The sequence below is a fragment of the Bacillus cereus group sp. BfR-BA-01355 genome (genome assembly GCF_022663675.1).
GTDB classification, from domain to species: domain Bacteria; phylum Bacillota; class Bacilli; order Bacillales; family Bacillaceae_G; genus Bacillus_A; species Bacillus_A thuringiensis_S.
Window position 1 is genome coordinate 1 of record NZ_JAKUFY010000030.1, and the last position, 15614, is coordinate 15614.

The following is a 15614-nucleotide window of genomic DNA, read 5'->3' on the forward strand; positions in this document are numbered from 1 at the left end:
GATCCTACGAAGTCACCTTTTGTTACTTGTAATACTTGCTCTTTCATATCATTTATCCTCCCTTTTCATAAGTTATCTATATGTAATTTCTAAGAAATGTTTATTTCATAGTTTTTATGTTAACGTTACATTAAATTTGATAACGTAACGTTTGTAACATTAATGTAACATAACTATTGTTACGTTGCAATATAATAACGTGAAATTTATTACACTTTTTTTACGTTTTTTTATAATAATCCCCAAAAATCTTTATTTAATGCACTTTTCACTAAGCTCACGTTTGTAACATTCATGTAATATTACAGTCATAAAGTGAAATATAGTCATACTCCTCTCTATTTTTGTTACAAACAGTTTATTTAGTGACACTAAACCTATCTAATCTTTACTTACTTTTAATATGAGATAAAATACCGTCTTTCCAAGATAAGTTTATATGTTTCCTCTATATAACTATGTATAATAAAAACAAAGAGGTGGTCATTTTGAAATTAATCGCATTAGATATGGATGGTACACTACTATCATCTAATCTTGAAATCTCCAAAGAAAACCTACAAGCAATCCAAACTGCACAAGAAGCTGGTCATATTGTAATGATTTGTTCTGGTCGTGCGAAAGAGGATGCTTTAAAGCTATTGGAAGAATATAAATTATCTCTTCCAGTCGGAGCAAGCAATGGGGCTATTGTTTATGTGGATGGAAAAGTAATTAACTCGCGTTGTATACAAAACGACAAAGTGTACAAACTTGCAAAATTACTAGAATCTGAAAGTTTCCCATATAAGTTATATACAAATAAAGGAGTTTATTCTCCATATACATGGCAAGATCAAGTGATGCAAGCGTTCGAAGAAAATAAGCAGGCGCTCGATGTTACATTAGAGGAACTTGAACGAATTACAGAAAAGCAAAAGAAATCGAACTTAATTACTGATTTCAAAAAAATAGAAGATGTTGTAAATAACCAAGAACTAGAAATATCTAAATTCTTCATTTCAACATTTAATGCAGCGCATCGCGCACAGCTATTAAGCGTGTTACAAGAAGACGCTGATATTATGGTTACAGCATCAGCTCCTACTAACTTAGAAATTATGGATAAGAATGGACATAAAGGAAACGGGCTACAGCAGATGGCAGCTCATTTTAATATTCCTATTGAAGATACAGTTGCTATTGGTGATAATTTTAATGATGTACCAATGTTAGAAGTAGCAGGCTTATCTGTTGCAATGGGCAACGCTGAAGAAGATGTAAAAAAACTATGTGATGTTGTAACATTAACAAACAATGAACATGGTGTTGCTCACGCAATCGAGCAATTTGTATTGAAACAAACTTCATCTAGTAAATAAAAAAAGGACTCTTTCCATTTGAAAGAGTCCTTTTTTTATACATGATGACAAGAAACAAAATGATCATCACCAACATTACGAAATTCTGGTATTGTTTTTTTACAAACATCTGTTGCAAACGGGCAACGTGTATGAAAACGACAACCTGAAGGTGGATTTGCTGGACTTGGAATATCCCCTTCTAGTATAATTCGCTCTCGCTTCACTGTTGGATCTGGTATTGGAACGGCTGATAACAATGCTTTTGTATAAGGATGTAGCGGATTGGTAAATAACTCATCACGCGGCGCCGTCTCCACAATCGTACCTAAATACATAATTCCGATTTTCGTACATAAATGTTCTACTACACTTAAATCATGTGAAATGAATAAATAAGATAATCCCTTTTTCTCCTGTAACTCACTAAATAAATTAATAATTTGTGCTTGGATAGATACATCTAGTGCCGCCACAGGTTCATCAGCTACAATGAATTCTGGATTTAATACCATAGCTCTTGCTATTACGATACGTTGACGTTGTCCACCAGAAAACTCATGGGGATACCTGTCAATATGATAAGGAGCTAAGCCACATAACTCCAATACTTCAATTACCTTTTCACGAACATTTTCTTTCGTCGCTAATCCGTGGGCCAACATCGGCTCTCCAAGTGCTTCTCCAATTCTCATTCTCGGATTTAATGAGCTAAATGGATCTTGGAAAACGAGCTGCATATTAGGGCGATGTTTTCTCAATTCATCCTTGGATAAAGAATGAACATCTTTCCCTTTAAACTTCACTTCCCCCTCTGTTTTTTGAACGAGACGTAAAATTGTTTTTCCTATCGTTGTTTTTCCGCTCCCTGATTCGCCAACGAGACCAAACACTTCGCCTTTATTAATAGTAAAACTTACTCCATCAACTGCTTTTACATGTCCGATCGTTCTACTAAATATGCCACCTTTAATTGGAAAATATGTCTTTAGGTTTTTTACCTCTAATAATGGTTCACTCATTGCTCCGCACGCTCCTCATATAACCAGCAAGCTACTTTATGATTTTCATCATTTACATTTAGATTTGGGGCTTCTTTTTCACATATTTCCATACAATGCTCACAACGCCCACTAAAGTAACAAAACTCACCTAAACCAACTAAATTTGGAACTTGCCCTGGAATAGAATATAGTTTATCTATTCGTTTTCCCATTACTGGTTTTGATTTCAATAATCCTTTCGTATAAGGATGTTTTGGATTTTGGAATATCTCTAATACCGGAGCTTCTTCAATAACTTTCCCGCCATACATAACGACAACGTAATCAGCCATTTCTGCTACGACACCTAAATCATGTGTAATTAATAAGATCGACGTTTTAAATTCTTCTTTCACTTGTCTTAGTAAATCTAATATTTGGGCTTGAATCGTAACATCAAGAGCTGTTGTTGGTTCATCTGCAATTAATAACTTAGGATTACAACTAAGCGCAACAGCAATCATAATACGTTGTAACATCCCGCCGCTCAGTTCATGCGGATAAGAATGGACAATTTCATCAGCACGAGCTATGCCAACTTTACGAATTAACTCAATTGCTTTCTTATACGCTTCATTTTTACTAAGTAATTCATGCTCCCTTAGCGTTTCTACAATTTGCTCACCTACAGTGAAGACGGGATTTAGAGATGTCATCGGTTCTTGGAAAATCATTGCAATATCATTGCCTCGTAAACTACGAAGTTCTTTCTCTTTCATTCCTAAAAGACTTTTTCCTTCATATAAAATATCTCCACCCACTACACTGCCAGATTCAGCAATAAGCCCCATAATAGATAAAGCCGTTACACTCTTCCCGCAACCTGATTCTCCTACTACACAAACCGTTTCACCTTCTCGAACAGCAAAGCTAACATGGTTTACAGCCTTCACTGTCCCTTCCTCCGTTTGAAAGTGTGTTTGTAAGTCTTTTAGCTCTACTACCGCTCTACTCATACCTTCTCACCTACCGTCTCATCTTTGGATCTAACGCATCACGAAGTGCATCACCAAGTAAATTAATTGATACAACTGTTATAAAGATTGCAAAACCAGGCGGAATCCATAACCACGGACGCTTTTGGAAATCAATTAATGAGTTAGCTGCGCTAATCATGTTCCCCCATGATGGTGTAGGTGGGACGACGCCGAGACCTAAGTAGCTTAGCGCGGACTCACTTAAAATAGATCCAGCCACACCCAAAGTTGCTACAACAATAAGTAACGGAAAGACGTTAGGAATTAGATGATGAATGATTTTTCGAGAATCTTTTAATCCTAATACATCTGCCGCTTGCATAAAGGCTTGCTCCCGCAATGTTAAAATTTGTCCTCTCACAAGACGGGCAAGTCCTGGCCATCCTACTAAACTTAAAATAATCATTACAACATATAAACGGTACTCCGATGGTAATTTCCATTCTGATAAAATTGCTCCCATTATAATAAGTAGCGGTAATCCTGGAATGGACATTAAGACATCTGCAACACGCATAATTAAATGATCTACAACTCCTCGATAAAAACCAGCAATGGCTCCTAATAGAGCACCTAGTATAACGGATAGTAGCATCGACGCTAAACCAATTGTTAATGAAATACGCCCTGCTTGCATAAGTCTAGTTAAAATATCCCGTCCCAACTGGTCTGTTCCAAGCCAATGTGACAGGCTGGGTGGTTTATTAATTTGTGTTACTTGTACTTTCCCATCAGCATACGGTGAAAAGATTGGACCGATAAAACTAAATAAAAACATAAATATTAAAACGTATAAGCCACACAGTGCCATCTTATTTTTCTTGATTTTTTTATACGCTTGGCGCCATGGTGATGATTCATTTCTCTTTTTCCGTTCTTTCTTTTTCTCTATTATGGGTGTAATAGTCTCCATATCTTTCCCCCCTTACTTCAATCGAATTCTTGGATCAACAAACGCATATACAATATCAGCTAAGAAATTAGCCATAATCGTTAAACAAGAAAGAAACATTGTAAAGGCCATTAATACCGTATAATCACGGAAGTTTAATGCTTCTAATTGAATACTCCCAATCCCTGGCCAATTAAAAATCTGTTCAATAATAATAGCTCCTGAAAATAAACCCGGTAATTCAAAAGCGAGTAATGTAATTGCTGGCAAAATTGCATTTTTCAATGCATGTTTATAAATAACGGTTCTTTCTTTTAAACCTTTTGCACGAGCAGTACGAATATAATCTTGCCTAATAACATCCAACATGCCCGTTCTAAAATAGCGTGTTAACGATCCTACACCAAGAAGCGTTAAAATAAATACAGGTAGAATCATATGACGTAATACTTCTAATATGTATGCTATCCCTGTTGAGTTACTCCCAATATCAATCATGCCACCAATAGGTAATAACTTTAAATCAACTGCTAATAATTTAATTAAAAATAGTCCGATAAAGAATGATGGAAATGACATTGCTGCAAAGACACCGATTGTTACCAATCTATCAAACCAAGAATGCTGCTTTGTTGCAGAAATAACCCCAATAATAAGAGCAATAATCCAAGTGAAAAATAAAGCTGCAGCAGCAACAATAAATGTATTCCAAATGAATTTATTAAGTAATGAAGTTACCGGTTCTTGATACTGTAAAGAAAATCCAAAATCACCATGCAAAGCATTCACTAACCAATGAAAATACCTTTCAATAATCGGTTTATTTAAACCGTACAACTCTCTTAATTCTTGAGCCCTCTCTGGTGTTAATTTTGGATTTGAATCGATATAATCACCCGGTAAGAGTGCAAATAAGAAAAAGATAATAATAGACGTACCAAACAATGTAGGAATCATTTGTAGAAACCTACGAATGATATATGTTTTCACCTTTTGTCTCCCCAATCCTATTTACTTAAAAATAGAAGAACATTTTTTCAAAACAGCTACCATTCCATTGCTGTGTGAAAAAACGTCTTCTATTATTTAGGTCAACCCTTATTGTTCAATAGATAACACTGGTAAGTTGGAACTGATGCTATCGTACTTTTCTGGATCAATTCCTTTTATACGTGCATTATGAGCATAAAGTAGTTTACGATAGTTTAATAAAATAACTGGTGGATCATCACTTAACTCTTTATACAGCTCTTTATAAATCGCTTTACGTTTTTCAATATCTGTCGTTCCTATACCTTTTACAATCAAATCATCTACTTTCGGATTATTATAACCCGTATCACTTTTTGGATTAGTTGATAAGTACTCACTTACAACTTCACTTGGATCACTAATTCCTGGTGTTGAAACTGCCGCTAAATCGTAGTCACCTTTTCCTACTTTTGAAAGCATCGTATTAAAGTCCATCAACTCTGGATTTAATTCAACACCAATTTCTTTGTAACTTTCTTTTGCAATCGGAATAAAGATATCATTTGTTTTACCTGTATTTGATGCGTAGTATGTTAATTTTAATTTTTGACCATCTTTTTCACGAACCCCGTCAGAACCTACTTTCCAACCAGCCTCATCCAATAATTTTTTAGCCTTTTCTACGTCATGCGGATATTTATTAATACCTTCTTCTGTATATGCCCATGAAACTGGAGCAATTGGTACGTTAGCGACAGAGCCATAGCCTTGTAAAGCTGTATCCACATACTTCTTACGGTCTAATCCATAAGTAAGTGCTTGGCGTACCTTTTTATCTTTCAAATACGACTTCTTATTATTTACATAGATATAAGCAATATCACTTGATGATTCAAGATTAATATTTGCAAACTCTAATCCTTTTAATTGGTCTATATTTTCAGGGTTCGCTCTAAACCCACTATAGTCCAGTTCACCTGTTTGGAATAATTGGAATCCAGTATCACCTGATGTGATTTTGTAAATAAAGTTTTTAATTTTTGGTTTACCTGCATAATAATTTTCGTTAGCAACAAAGCGGACTTCTTGACCTGGAACATATTTTTCAAATTTATATGGACCCGCTGCAATTGGTTGCCCATATAATGCTTTTAAATAGTCTAAACTTGTATTTTGTTTATAATCTTTTCCATAATAAGCTTTTGATAGCACTGGGCCACCTAAATTCGTTAGCGCCTGTGAATTAACTTTTTCAGTTGTAATTTTAATTGTCTGTGGATCAACAACTTGGATTCCTTCAATAGAAGTTGCTTTTCCTTCTTTATATTCTTTCCCACCTTTAACAGCATACTGAGCAATATCCAATCCACCTTCATACGCTTTATCATGAAGTAGTGTTAATGTAAATGCTACGTCATCCGCTGTTAAAGGCGACCCGTCACTAAATTTTAAGTTTTTACGTAAGTGGAATGTATATGTTAACTGGTCAGCAGAAATATCCCATTTTTCTGCAAGGTCCGGAACAGGTTTACTTTGTTTGTCTGTTGTTACTAATGACGCAAAAATAACAGACGTTACATTTCCATCCCAACCATTATCTTGGAAATACGGAAGGAAAACTCCCCCTGGCTTAGAAATGGCTGTAATAAAAGTATCTTTTCGTTGATTTGCTTTCTCTGGACTTTTCTTTTTATCTGTAGCTGGAATTGATTCAATCTTAGAGTCTTTTAAATCCTGCTTTTTTACTGGTTCTGTAGAAGCCGTATCCTCCTGTCCCCCACAAGCAGATAACACAAGCGAACTACTCAGTAATACTGAAAATACACCAGCCCATTTTTTTGTTTTTTTCTTCATTGTCCCCACCCTAACTGTTTAATAGTTATACCCTTTGAACTTATTAGCTTATGTATGCCTCCCACAGCAACACTTATAGCCAATCGGAAAAGTCGGTTTTAATCGTAAAAAAATAGATGTTTTTGAGGGGTAACAATCTTATTCCGACCTTTCCGGTAGACTTTATGGTTATTAGCTTATATCGTTCATTATGTTTTGTCAATTCTTTCTAAATAAATATTTTTAGAATTTTTCCAAAATTTTATCTCTACATTTATACTTTAAGAAAACTCAGCTATAATTCGTATTAAAAACTTAAAAATCTACTTCTATTTCTTCAGCATGAAACATAGAATACTAATAACCAATTACCAAAAAGGGGGCGAAAATATGGACAACCTATTCCAATACGTCCTGCACTACGTATTATTAACAATTATGATAGTCGGGGCGCTATTACTATTCCCGTTCTTCCCAAAGTTCGTCCTCTTTTTAGCTTTTTTTATCATGCTCGGGATCGCTATTATAATTTCAACGAGAGAAGATACCACGCAAAAAGAGAGCAGAGTTCAGCGCGTAAAGCTGTAACTTTGCTCTCTTTTCATTTTCATTCACTAGTCTCTTTTACACATATTTATCCCACTATTTTCCAGTCAGTAAGACCCTCACCTCAAAATTCAGCGAAAGCAAAGAAGTTAGGTGGGGGGCGTGCTGCCCGTAAAAGCCCGATTCGTGAGGACTGATTAAAGTCTCACTTTATCTCTCGGGAAATAATTAGTCTTTGTTTTTGTGATTACTCCTATTGAAAAGCCACTAATGACATTTATTTTTCACCTTATCATTTCATATGCTTCACAAGCTATGCAAATTGAGGAACACGGATTTATCTAAGTTACTGTTTCACGTGAAACACATCGCTTCATTTAATCTTTAAAGCAAAATATCATTATGAAAAAGCCACTTCCTCCAGCAAAACTGAAAGGAAGTGGCTTTCTACTCTTTACTCCACAATATTCTCTAACTCACTATATAACTTCGCTCGTAACAACTCTTTCATCGTTTTTTCCTCATATAATTTTTCAAGTCTTTCAACATCAGCTACATGTTCCATTTCACATTCTATTGCATATATATCTTCTTCTACATGCATTAACTCATTTTCAATCTCTTCAAGATTCCTAGCCTTTTTCTCTTTTACTGGAACCATTTCAACACTCTTTCTCCCTTGGCGTTTCTGCTTTATTACTTGCTTCTCAAGCTTTTCTTCCCATTTTTGACGAGCCCATGCATAGTTTCCTGCAAACTCAAATAATTTACATTCATCAATCCAGTACGTCTTTTCAAATAACTTATTTAAAAAATAACGATCATGTGAAACAGCTAAAATCGTCCCGTTATATTGCTCAAGGGCTTCCTCTAAAACTTCCCTTGATTCAATATCAAGATGGTTTGTCGGCTCATCTAAAATTAGAAAATTGATGTCTTGATACATAAGTTGCGCAAGTCTTAACCTCATTTTTTCTCCACCGCTCAGTTGCGTTACTTTCTTAAATACTGCTGGACCATAAAATAAAAACTTAGCCAATATATGTCTTGCTTCTCCTTCCGTTACAGCTACATACTCTCTAAACGCTTCCAAGACATTACTCTTCAAATTGCCATACGTATGCTGTGATAAATAACCAATTTTGACACTACTACCAATTCGAATTTCACCAACGTCTGGATTTATTTCTTCTAATAGTAGTTTTAATAATGTAGTCTTTCCTGTGCCATTACGACCAACGATAGCCGCACGCTCTTGAAAACGCACATGTAAATTCGCTTGTTCAAATAAAGGTCGGCCAGCAAAACCTTTGCTCACTTCTTTCATTACAACAACATCTTTACCGCTTCTCTCTTGCCCTTCAAACTGAAGACCCATCTGTTTTCGTTCTAAAATCGGCCTCTTTAATTTCTCTATACGTTCTAACGCACGTTCCATATTTCTCGCTCTTTTATGCAATCCTTCATTCGGAGGGTTCGCTTGATTTGCCCATTCACGTAGACGCTTAATTGCTTCTTTCATTTTCTTTATTTTCTTTTGTTGCTCCTGATAAGCTTGAAACTCTTGAAGTAATCTTTCTTCCTTCTCCTCAACGAACTGAGAATAATTCGTATGGTACACGTGAATCTCTCCATCTTCCAAATCAAAAATTTTCGTTACAACTTCATCAAGGAAATAGCGATCATGTGAAATAACCATAACTGTTCCATTATATTCTTTTAAAAATTGCTCTAACCATTCAACTGCAAACAAATCTAAATGATTTGTTGGTTCATCTAATAGAAGTAAATCTGGTTTCTGCAATAGCATATATGCAAGGCTTACTTTCGTCTGTTCTCCTCCACTTAATTCCGTAAATACTCTTGAAAATAAGTTTGTCACTTGTAAGCCATTTGCTACCTTCATTATATTTGCCTCTATTTCATAACCACCGAGAAATGCAAATTTTTCTTGAATTACTCCGTACCTCTCCATTAGCTTTTGCAAAGAAGATTGTTCCTGCTCTTCTGCCATATTTTTTTCTAGAGTATGCATTTCTTTTTCTAATTCCTTTTCTACTTTAAAAGCGGAACTCAATACATCATATACAGTCATGGCCTCATCGAACTTCGGAATTTGTGCGACATGACCAATACGTGTACCTTTCTTCATATGAATAACTCCTGTATCCAAACTCTCCATTCCCGTTAGAAGCCCAAAGATTGTTGTCTTCCCACTACCGTTACGACCAACTAACCCAACACGTTCACCATTCTTTATTTCAAGCGATATATTTTCAAATATGATGTTTCCACCAAAAGATTTCGTTACATTATTTACACTACAAATAGTCATTTTCCGTACTCCTTTCAATATAAAAAACCATGAGAAAGAAACATTCCCCATGGTTTTCGGCATAGAAAAAGGAAGCCAAATAGCTCCCTTTTCACACGTTTATTAAAAATGGGTGAAGAGATTCCTATCGTTCAATAGTCACTATGCAATTGTTAAAAAAGGGCATACGTATCCCGTTAACAACTACATCATGAAAAATCGCACGACAAAAATAGATAAAATCTAAAAATTTGGCACGTGCAGCTAAAGAACGTTTCATCTCATTCACCCCTTTCGTACGGAATTTAATACTTACTTCTTTATTATACTTCCCTATTTCATGTTTGAATAGTCATTTTTCTGAAAATAATGAAGATAGACTAAACATTTCAATGAGTGACATCAAATCTTACAAAACTGTTATGTTCACGTAATAGAAAGCGATAGTACGAAAAGATGCCTCCCTATACAATAAAGATGTAAACAAGAGAGACAAACAAAAGGAGGAAACAAACATGATAAAAGAAATCGTAAAAGCAATCTTTGAGGTATTAGTGAACGGACAAGCAGTTGTAAAAGAACTAAATGAACTATAAAAAGGAGTGAAGAAATATGATGAACATGGTAAAAATGATTTTACACGCTTTGGTCGATGCAAAAGCAGTTAGCCAAGAATTAAACCAACAATAAAAAGGGGTATATGAATATGAAGAAAGCCATTATTATAATTGCAAGCACAGCAATTACCTTATACACAATAAAAAATAGAAAAAAGAAAAATACTGAAAATGTTCTATATTATCCATACACACTATTAGAGAAAAAATAAAAGACAAGGTACCCTATCGTAATGAGGATATCTTGTCTTTTATTTTTCCCCTTATTCCTTTAGAGGATTTCCTTCTCCTTTTCCCGAATGTATTAAGCGGGATTTTTACACATATTTTAAAGGGGCATATATATAAATGGATACACAACAACTATATTTTTTAAACGATATCGGTAAACAAAAACCAGAAAGTATTCGGAATAGAAGCGCTGCATGTCCATTTTGCGATACAGAACATTTAACGGATATTTTAGCAACTGATGGTTCTATTATTTGGTTAAAAAATAAATTTCCTACATTACAAGATACATTTCAAACAGTGTTAATTGAAACCGATAATTGCGAAGATCATATCGCAACATATACAGAAGAACATATGCGGAAATTAATGCAATTTTCTATTCAACATTGGTTACACTTACAGAAGAAAGAAGAGTTCGCATCTGTAATTTTATACAAAAATCACGGTCCATTTTCAGGTGGAAGTTTGCATCATGCACACATGCAAATTATCGGAATGAAATATGTAGATTATCTTGAAAATATTGAAGAAGAAAATTTCCAAGGGGTAATTGTTCAAAAAAACGAACGCATTGAGCTTAATATTTCAGAGCGTCCCATTATTGGCTTCACTGAATTCAATATAATCATTGATAATATTTCATATATAGATGACATGGCAAATTACATTCAGCAAACTGTACGTTACATACTGACAGATTTCCATAAAGGATGCAGTAGTTATAACTTATTCTTCTATTACTTAAATGGAAAAATCATTTGTAAAGTTGTTCCTAGGTTTGTCGTTTCACCGCTGTATGTAGGATATAAAATACCTCAAGTTTCCACAAAACTAGAATACGTAAAAATACAACTAGCGGAGTATTTCACAAAATGAAACGATTATCAAAAAAAAATAGAGTAGGTATCAAAACCTACTCTTTAATTACACCTTTATTTCGATAGTACACATCTTCTAATCCGATGTTATACTTCATGTTATTATCCGTCCACTCTGGCCCTAAATTCCCTGGCCATCCAGATGTATTCGCTATATATTTCAGTAATGCAAAATCAGTCAAACCTTTTTGCACCCCACGCTTATATCCTTTCATTAAATGCGGCATTGCAATTTGCGCATTTGTACGTGGATCTTTCAGCTCATCATCAGTTAAATGTTCTGGTGCAAGCCCGCCGCCGCGGTGTAGTTGAAACAATCCGAATGAAGTTCCATTATCTCCAACACTTCTTGGATTTAATCGACTTTCATGCTCAGCAATTGCAAGAGGTATCCATTCCGGAAGATTTACTTTCTTCGCTTCCTCTATAATGATTTGTTTCATCTGTTTTGCTTCTTCTGAATCAACATAGCTTGTTCCATTCACTAGCTTATCCATTCCTTCAGACTTTCCTTGGAAATATAAATATACTCCAAGAACAACTAAAAATCCTACAAAGAATTTCTTCACTACCTCTACCTCTTTCTCCGCTGAAATTTGTCCCCTTTCAGCCTTCCCTTTACAATTACCTACATTCTACTACTCTTTTATCATAGCAAATAACTATACATATTATCATCATGCTTTAGACCGATTTTGTGAAAAAAATCTGGTAAATACGTGCAAAAATGTAACTTTCATAGACTATAACGCATTTATTGTATATAATTGTAAATTGAATTCTAAATATAAACTAGGAGAATAATAATATGAAAAAATGGCTGTTACTCTTATTTAGTTTACTACTATTAATTCCTGTCCCTATTTCCGCACAAAAAACCGAACAACCAAAAACCCTTATTTTATACAGTTCAAACGATGATCAAATTACAAGTGATATCCAAATACTTAATACACAAGTAGGACATTTCACTAATAATATAACAATTAAAAACATAAAACAGTTAGCTGAAATAACTGATAAATCTTCGTATACACATGTTATTTACATGAGTGAAAAACAAGAAGAACTTTCTACTGAAGCAAAGAAATTTCTAGAAGGATTCCCAGGACCATTACTAGTTTTAGGTCAAAATATAGAACAGTTATCTAATCGTTTTTCATTTATCACACTTAAAAATGAAGATATAAACTCTGATACAATTGAATATCCAACACGTAAACTAAAGAATATATTAGAAGAAGAAAGAACAATTAAACAACTTGACACAAATGGAACAATTCTCGCCCATGCTTTAAGAGGAAATAATACTTATCCATTAATTGTACAGCAAAACAATTCTTATTATGTAGCAACTTCTAACCTCTTTGATTGGATATCTTATTATATTGGCGAAAGCCTATTTTCTTATTTTCAGCAAAAACCCGAAACTAATAAAAAATTAGCTTATTTACGTCTTGAGGATGTTCACCCAGCCGCAGATACATATCAATTAAAAGAAATTGCTGAATTACTAAAAGAGAAAAAGATTCCTTACATGATCACTGTTATTCCTGTATATACAGATCCAGATACAGGTAAAACACTACATTTAAAAGATAAACCCGAACTAGTCGATCTTTTACGCTCTATGCAAGATGATGGTGCAGCGATTATTATGCATGGTTACACTCATCAATTTTATGATAGTGAAACTGGGGAAGGTTTTGAATTTTGGGACGTAAAGACAGATCAACCAATTCGCCAACCGAAACATGAAAAACCGAAGACAAAAGATGACTTTCCAAATATAGAGGCATATAACCAATATGTAAAAAAAGGGGAAGAGTTTGAGGAAAAATATACGACAGATCATATCGAAAAGGGGATTCAAGAACTTGTAGATGCTAAACTATATCCTGTCGCCTTTGAAGCACCTCATTACACAATGTCTCAAAAAGGGTATGAAATATTATCAAGATACTTTTCAACTTATGTAGGACAACTACAGTTAAGTGATACAACTTGGAAATCCATGCACTCTCCAGCATATAGAAGTACACCATCATTTCTACATGGAATGAAATTAATGCCTGAAACAGTCGGTTTTATTGAAGAAGATAAGCCACAAGCTATTGCTAAAATGAAAGAAAATGCTTTATCTGTTGCTAAATTATCCGATGGGGTTATTGGAGCATTCTATCATCCTTACTTAGGTGTGAAACCATTAAAAGAAGTGTTAAAGGATCTAGAGAGTATTCCAAATATAGAATGGATTGATTTACAAAAGGAAAAGAATGAAGTAAAAATGAAAGATATTCATATTACGACGAATAAAGATGGCATTCACGTTGAAAAACCAACCAGTGCGAATGACATAATTGATTATATAAAGCAATATGGCTTCTTCCTTATACTAGGGTTCGTTATCATTGTCTTTCTTTTATTATTAAAACGTGCGAAAAAATTAGAATCCTAATACAAAACCACCGAGCGGAACGCTTGGTGGTTTTTTGTCATATATCAAACCGTGGTATTTTACTAAATAAATTCAACTTTTACTTTTTCCGTTACATGATTAAAACTATAATTCTCCTATCCTTTCAAATAAAATCGACTTGTATTTTCATATATTGTTTCTGCGACCTTATCAATGGATATGTTTTTTATAGAACTAATTTCCTTTAATACCTCTCGAATCATTCTTGGGTGCGTTATAACATCCTCTTGAAATTCCCACGGTCCATCTGTTTCTACCATCATATATTCAAGCGGATAATACGAAACGATTTCTCTAATCTTCTCCTTATGTAAAACATCCGGTGTAATCGAAATATAATAACCATTTCTCATCATCCGTTTCATTGTTTCATCGCTTCCTTTAAACCAATGGAAGTGTGCACGTGAAACTTTATATTTCTCTAGCAAATCACATACAATGTCAGCATCTTCATAAACTGCGTGTAATACAATCGGCAAATTATACTTACTAGCTAGTTCTATAAATTTTTTCAATACAGCTATGTATGGATCTGCAGCAATTCTTTCATCTTCTTTTCTCAAATAATAGGGCAAACCTACTTCACCAATCGCAACAATTTCCTCTGCGTTCTGTTCAATAAGTTGATAAATCTGTTCACACTCTTCTTTATGAATCTGTTGTTCTGGATGAAACCCTATCGCTGGATATATAAAGGGATACTTCTTCGCTAAAGATAACGTTTCCTTACAAGATTGATAATTCATAGATACCGCAATAAGCCCCTTTATTTCATTACTATTTTCCACCTCTTTTAGTAATCTGCTCTTCTCTTCATCCTTATATTGATCAACATGTATATGACTATCAATCCATTTCATCTTTATGCCCCCATAAAAAAAACAAGAAAGGACTTCCTTTCTTGTTTTAGCATCTATATTATTTAACAATTAAGTTTGTTATGATATCAAATAATCCAATACACACTACGGCAACAGTAAAGTAGCTACAGAAATCTTTAATTGGTAACTTCACTACTTCTTCTTTACGCATCCCATTTTTCTCCCTTCTTACTAGATCCCTAATTATTTTTCTATCTGTATCTATTATGCAAAAAATATGACAAATTTACTATCGAATTAACTTACGTAAACCTTACAATGTTGTAAGGTTTAAAAAAGATCCCCATCTTTATTCAGATGAGGATTATTAAAAATTAGTTGGTTTTTCATTCTTCATTACAAACAGAAAGTAATACATTGAGACTTTCTAGTTACACTATATGAAAATTACTATCTTTTAACTATCGAATTACATTACAGAAGGCTTACATGTTTGTAAGTTATGTGTAATGTAATTCGATAGTTCTCCTTACTTATATTTCGTACAATAAAGTTAGAAAGTAAGCCAAATAAGAAGAACAATCACATAACCAAATTACATTGCTAGTAGCTACTCTTCTTATACCTTTCACCCATGCTACTACAATGTACCCCCTTCCCCTTTATAT

The 15614-nt window shown here is 34.2% G+C and carries 15 protein-coding genes; 5 read left to right on the plus strand and 10 right to left on the minus strand.

What is annotated here, in order from left to right:
- Positions 1–47 (minus strand): DUF3948 family protein (locus MR167_RS33675; RefSeq protein ID WP_134819041.1); only part of this gene is annotated, 47 nt, incomplete at its 3' end.
- 441 nt (positions 48–488) lie between these two features.
- Between MR167_RS33675 and MR167_RS12480 the strand changes: the two genes are divergently transcribed.
- A complete protein-coding gene (locus MR167_RS12480; RefSeq protein ID WP_000766426.1) occupies positions 489–1361 on the plus strand; it encodes a Cof-type HAD-IIB family hydrolase in 873 nt (290 codons plus the stop codon).
- A 35-nt stretch (positions 1362–1396) separates the two neighbouring features.
- On the opposite strand, the gene MR167_RS12485 is transcribed toward MR167_RS12480, so the two are convergent.
- The 5 genes from MR167_RS12485 to MR167_RS12505 form a co-directional block, all read right to left on the minus strand.
- Entirely contained in the window at positions 1397–2362 is a 966-nt protein-coding gene (locus tag MR167_RS12485; RefSeq protein ID WP_001294500.1) for an ABC transporter ATP-binding protein, read from the minus strand.
- Entirely contained in the window at positions 2359–3339 is a 981-nt protein-coding gene (locus tag MR167_RS12490) for an ABC transporter ATP-binding protein (protein ID WP_000085614.1), read from the minus strand. The genes MR167_RS12485 and MR167_RS12490 overlap by 4 nt, the downstream gene beginning before the upstream one ends.
- Before the next feature lie 10 nt (positions 3340–3349).
- On the minus strand, positions 3350–4273 hold the full coding sequence (gene opp4C / locus MR167_RS12495) for an oligopeptide ABC transporter permease (protein ID WP_000447957.1): 924 nt from the start codon (positions 4271–4273) through the stop codon (positions 3350–3352).
- A gap of 12 nt (positions 4274–4285) precedes the next feature.
- On the minus strand, positions 4286–5242 hold the full coding sequence (locus MR167_RS12500; RefSeq protein ID WP_000860687.1) for an ABC transporter permease: 957 nt from the start codon (positions 5240–5242) through the stop codon (positions 4286–4288).
- A 108-nt stretch (positions 5243–5350) separates the two neighbouring features.
- The gene (locus MR167_RS12505) at positions 5351–7078 is read right to left on the minus strand and encodes an ABC transporter substrate-binding protein (protein ID WP_000730676.1); all 1728 of its coding nucleotides are present in this window, start codon (positions 7076–7078) and stop codon (positions 5351–5353) included.
- 369 nt (positions 7079–7447) lie between these two features.
- Here MR167_RS12505 and MR167_RS12510 point away from each other — a divergent pair, with 369 nt between their 5' ends.
- Positions 7448–7645 (plus strand): hypothetical protein, encoded by a 198-nt coding sequence (locus tag MR167_RS12510; protein ID WP_000369259.1) that lies wholly within the window; start codon positions 7448–7450, stop codon positions 7643–7645.
- Between the two features lie 412 nt (positions 7646–8057).
- Here MR167_RS12510 and abc-f read toward each other — a convergent pair whose 3' ends face one another.
- Both abc-f and MR167_RS33335 read right to left on the minus strand, forming a co-directional pair.
- Positions 8058–9989, minus strand: coding sequence for a ribosomal protection-like ABC-F family protein (gene abc-f / locus MR167_RS12515; protein ID WP_242314778.1), 1932 nt, complete (start codon positions 9987–9989; stop codon positions 8058–8060).
- Between the two features lie 73 nt (positions 9990–10062).
- Entirely contained in the window at positions 10063–10197 is a 135-nt protein-coding gene (locus MR167_RS33335) for an RAxF-45 family protein (RefSeq protein ID WP_000830643.1), read from the minus strand.
- A gap of 420 nt (positions 10198–10617) precedes the next feature.
- Between MR167_RS33335 and MR167_RS12525 the strand changes: the two genes are divergently transcribed.
- Together MR167_RS12525 and MR167_RS12530 are read left to right on the plus strand one after the other, a co-directional pair.
- Positions 10618–10746, plus strand: coding sequence for a hypothetical protein (locus MR167_RS12525; protein ID WP_002083998.1), 129 nt, complete (start codon positions 10618–10620; stop codon positions 10744–10746).
- Between the two features lie 136 nt (positions 10747–10882).
- Positions 10883–11644, plus strand: coding sequence for a DUF4931 domain-containing protein (locus tag MR167_RS12530; RefSeq protein ID WP_002162952.1), 762 nt, complete (start codon positions 10883–10885; stop codon positions 11642–11644).
- 37 nt (positions 11645–11681) lie between these two features.
- Here MR167_RS12530 and MR167_RS12535 read toward each other — a convergent pair whose 3' ends face one another.
- Positions 11682–12215: a transglycosylase SLT domain-containing protein gene (locus tag MR167_RS12535; protein WP_000713249.1), complete on the minus strand. Its 534-nt coding sequence runs from the start codon at positions 12213–12215 to the stop codon at positions 11682–11684.
- Positions 12216–12454: 239 nt separating this feature from the next.
- On the opposite strand from MR167_RS12535, the gene MR167_RS12540 reads away from it, so the two are divergent.
- Positions 12455–14104 (plus strand): DUF2334 domain-containing protein, encoded by a 1650-nt coding sequence (locus tag MR167_RS12540; RefSeq protein ID WP_242314761.1) that lies wholly within the window; start codon positions 12455–12457, stop codon positions 14102–14104.
- A gap of 116 nt (positions 14105–14220) precedes the next feature.
- On the opposite strand, the gene MR167_RS12545 is transcribed toward MR167_RS12540, so the two are convergent.
- Positions 14221–14985 carry a TatD family hydrolase gene (locus tag MR167_RS12545; protein ID WP_098901805.1) on the minus strand — a complete coding sequence of 255 codons (765 nt, stop codon included), beginning with the start codon at positions 14983–14985 and terminating at the stop codon, positions 14221–14223.
- Positions 14986–15614 lie beyond the last annotated feature (629 nt).

Bases quoted from the DNA above. Each gene is read 5' to 3' on its own strand.
- MR167_RS12485 (WP_001294500.1), bottom strand. From the start codon at position 2,362: ATGAGTGAACCATTATTAGAGGTAAAAAACCTAAAGACATATTTTCCA.
- MR167_RS12490 (WP_000085614.1), bottom strand. From the start codon at position 3,339: ATGAGTAGAGCGGTAGTAGAGCTAAAAGACTTACAAACACACTTTCAA.
- opp4C (WP_000447957.1), bottom strand. From the start codon at position 4,273: ATGGAGACTATTACACCCATAATAGAGAAAAAGAAAGAACGGAAAAAG.
- MR167_RS12505 (WP_000730676.1), bottom strand. From the start codon at position 7,078: ATGAAGAAAAAAACAAAAAAATGGGCTGGTGTATTTTCAGTATTACTG.
- MR167_RS12510 (WP_000369259.1), top strand. From the start codon at position 7,448: ATGGACAACCTATTCCAATACGTCCTGCACTACGTATTATTAACAATT.
- abc-f (WP_242314778.1), bottom strand. From the start codon at position 9,989: ATGGGGAATGTTTCTTTCTCATGGTTTTTTATATTGAAAGGAGTACGG.
- MR167_RS33335 (WP_000830643.1), bottom strand. From the start codon at position 10,197: ATGAAACGTTCTTTAGCTGCACGTGCCAAATTTTTAGATTTTATCTAT.
- MR167_RS12525 (WP_002083998.1), top strand. From the start codon at position 10,618: ATGAATATGAAGAAAGCCATTATTATAATTGCAAGCACAGCAATTACC.
- MR167_RS12530 (WP_002162952.1), top strand. From the start codon at position 10,883: ATGGATACACAACAACTATATTTTTTAAACGATATCGGTAAACAAAAA.
- MR167_RS12540 (WP_242314761.1), top strand. From the start codon at position 12,455: ATGAAAAAATGGCTGTTACTCTTATTTAGTTTACTACTATTAATTCCT.
- MR167_RS12545 (WP_098901805.1), bottom strand. From the start codon at position 14,985: ATGAAATGGATTGATAGTCATATACATGTTGATCAATATAAGGATGAA.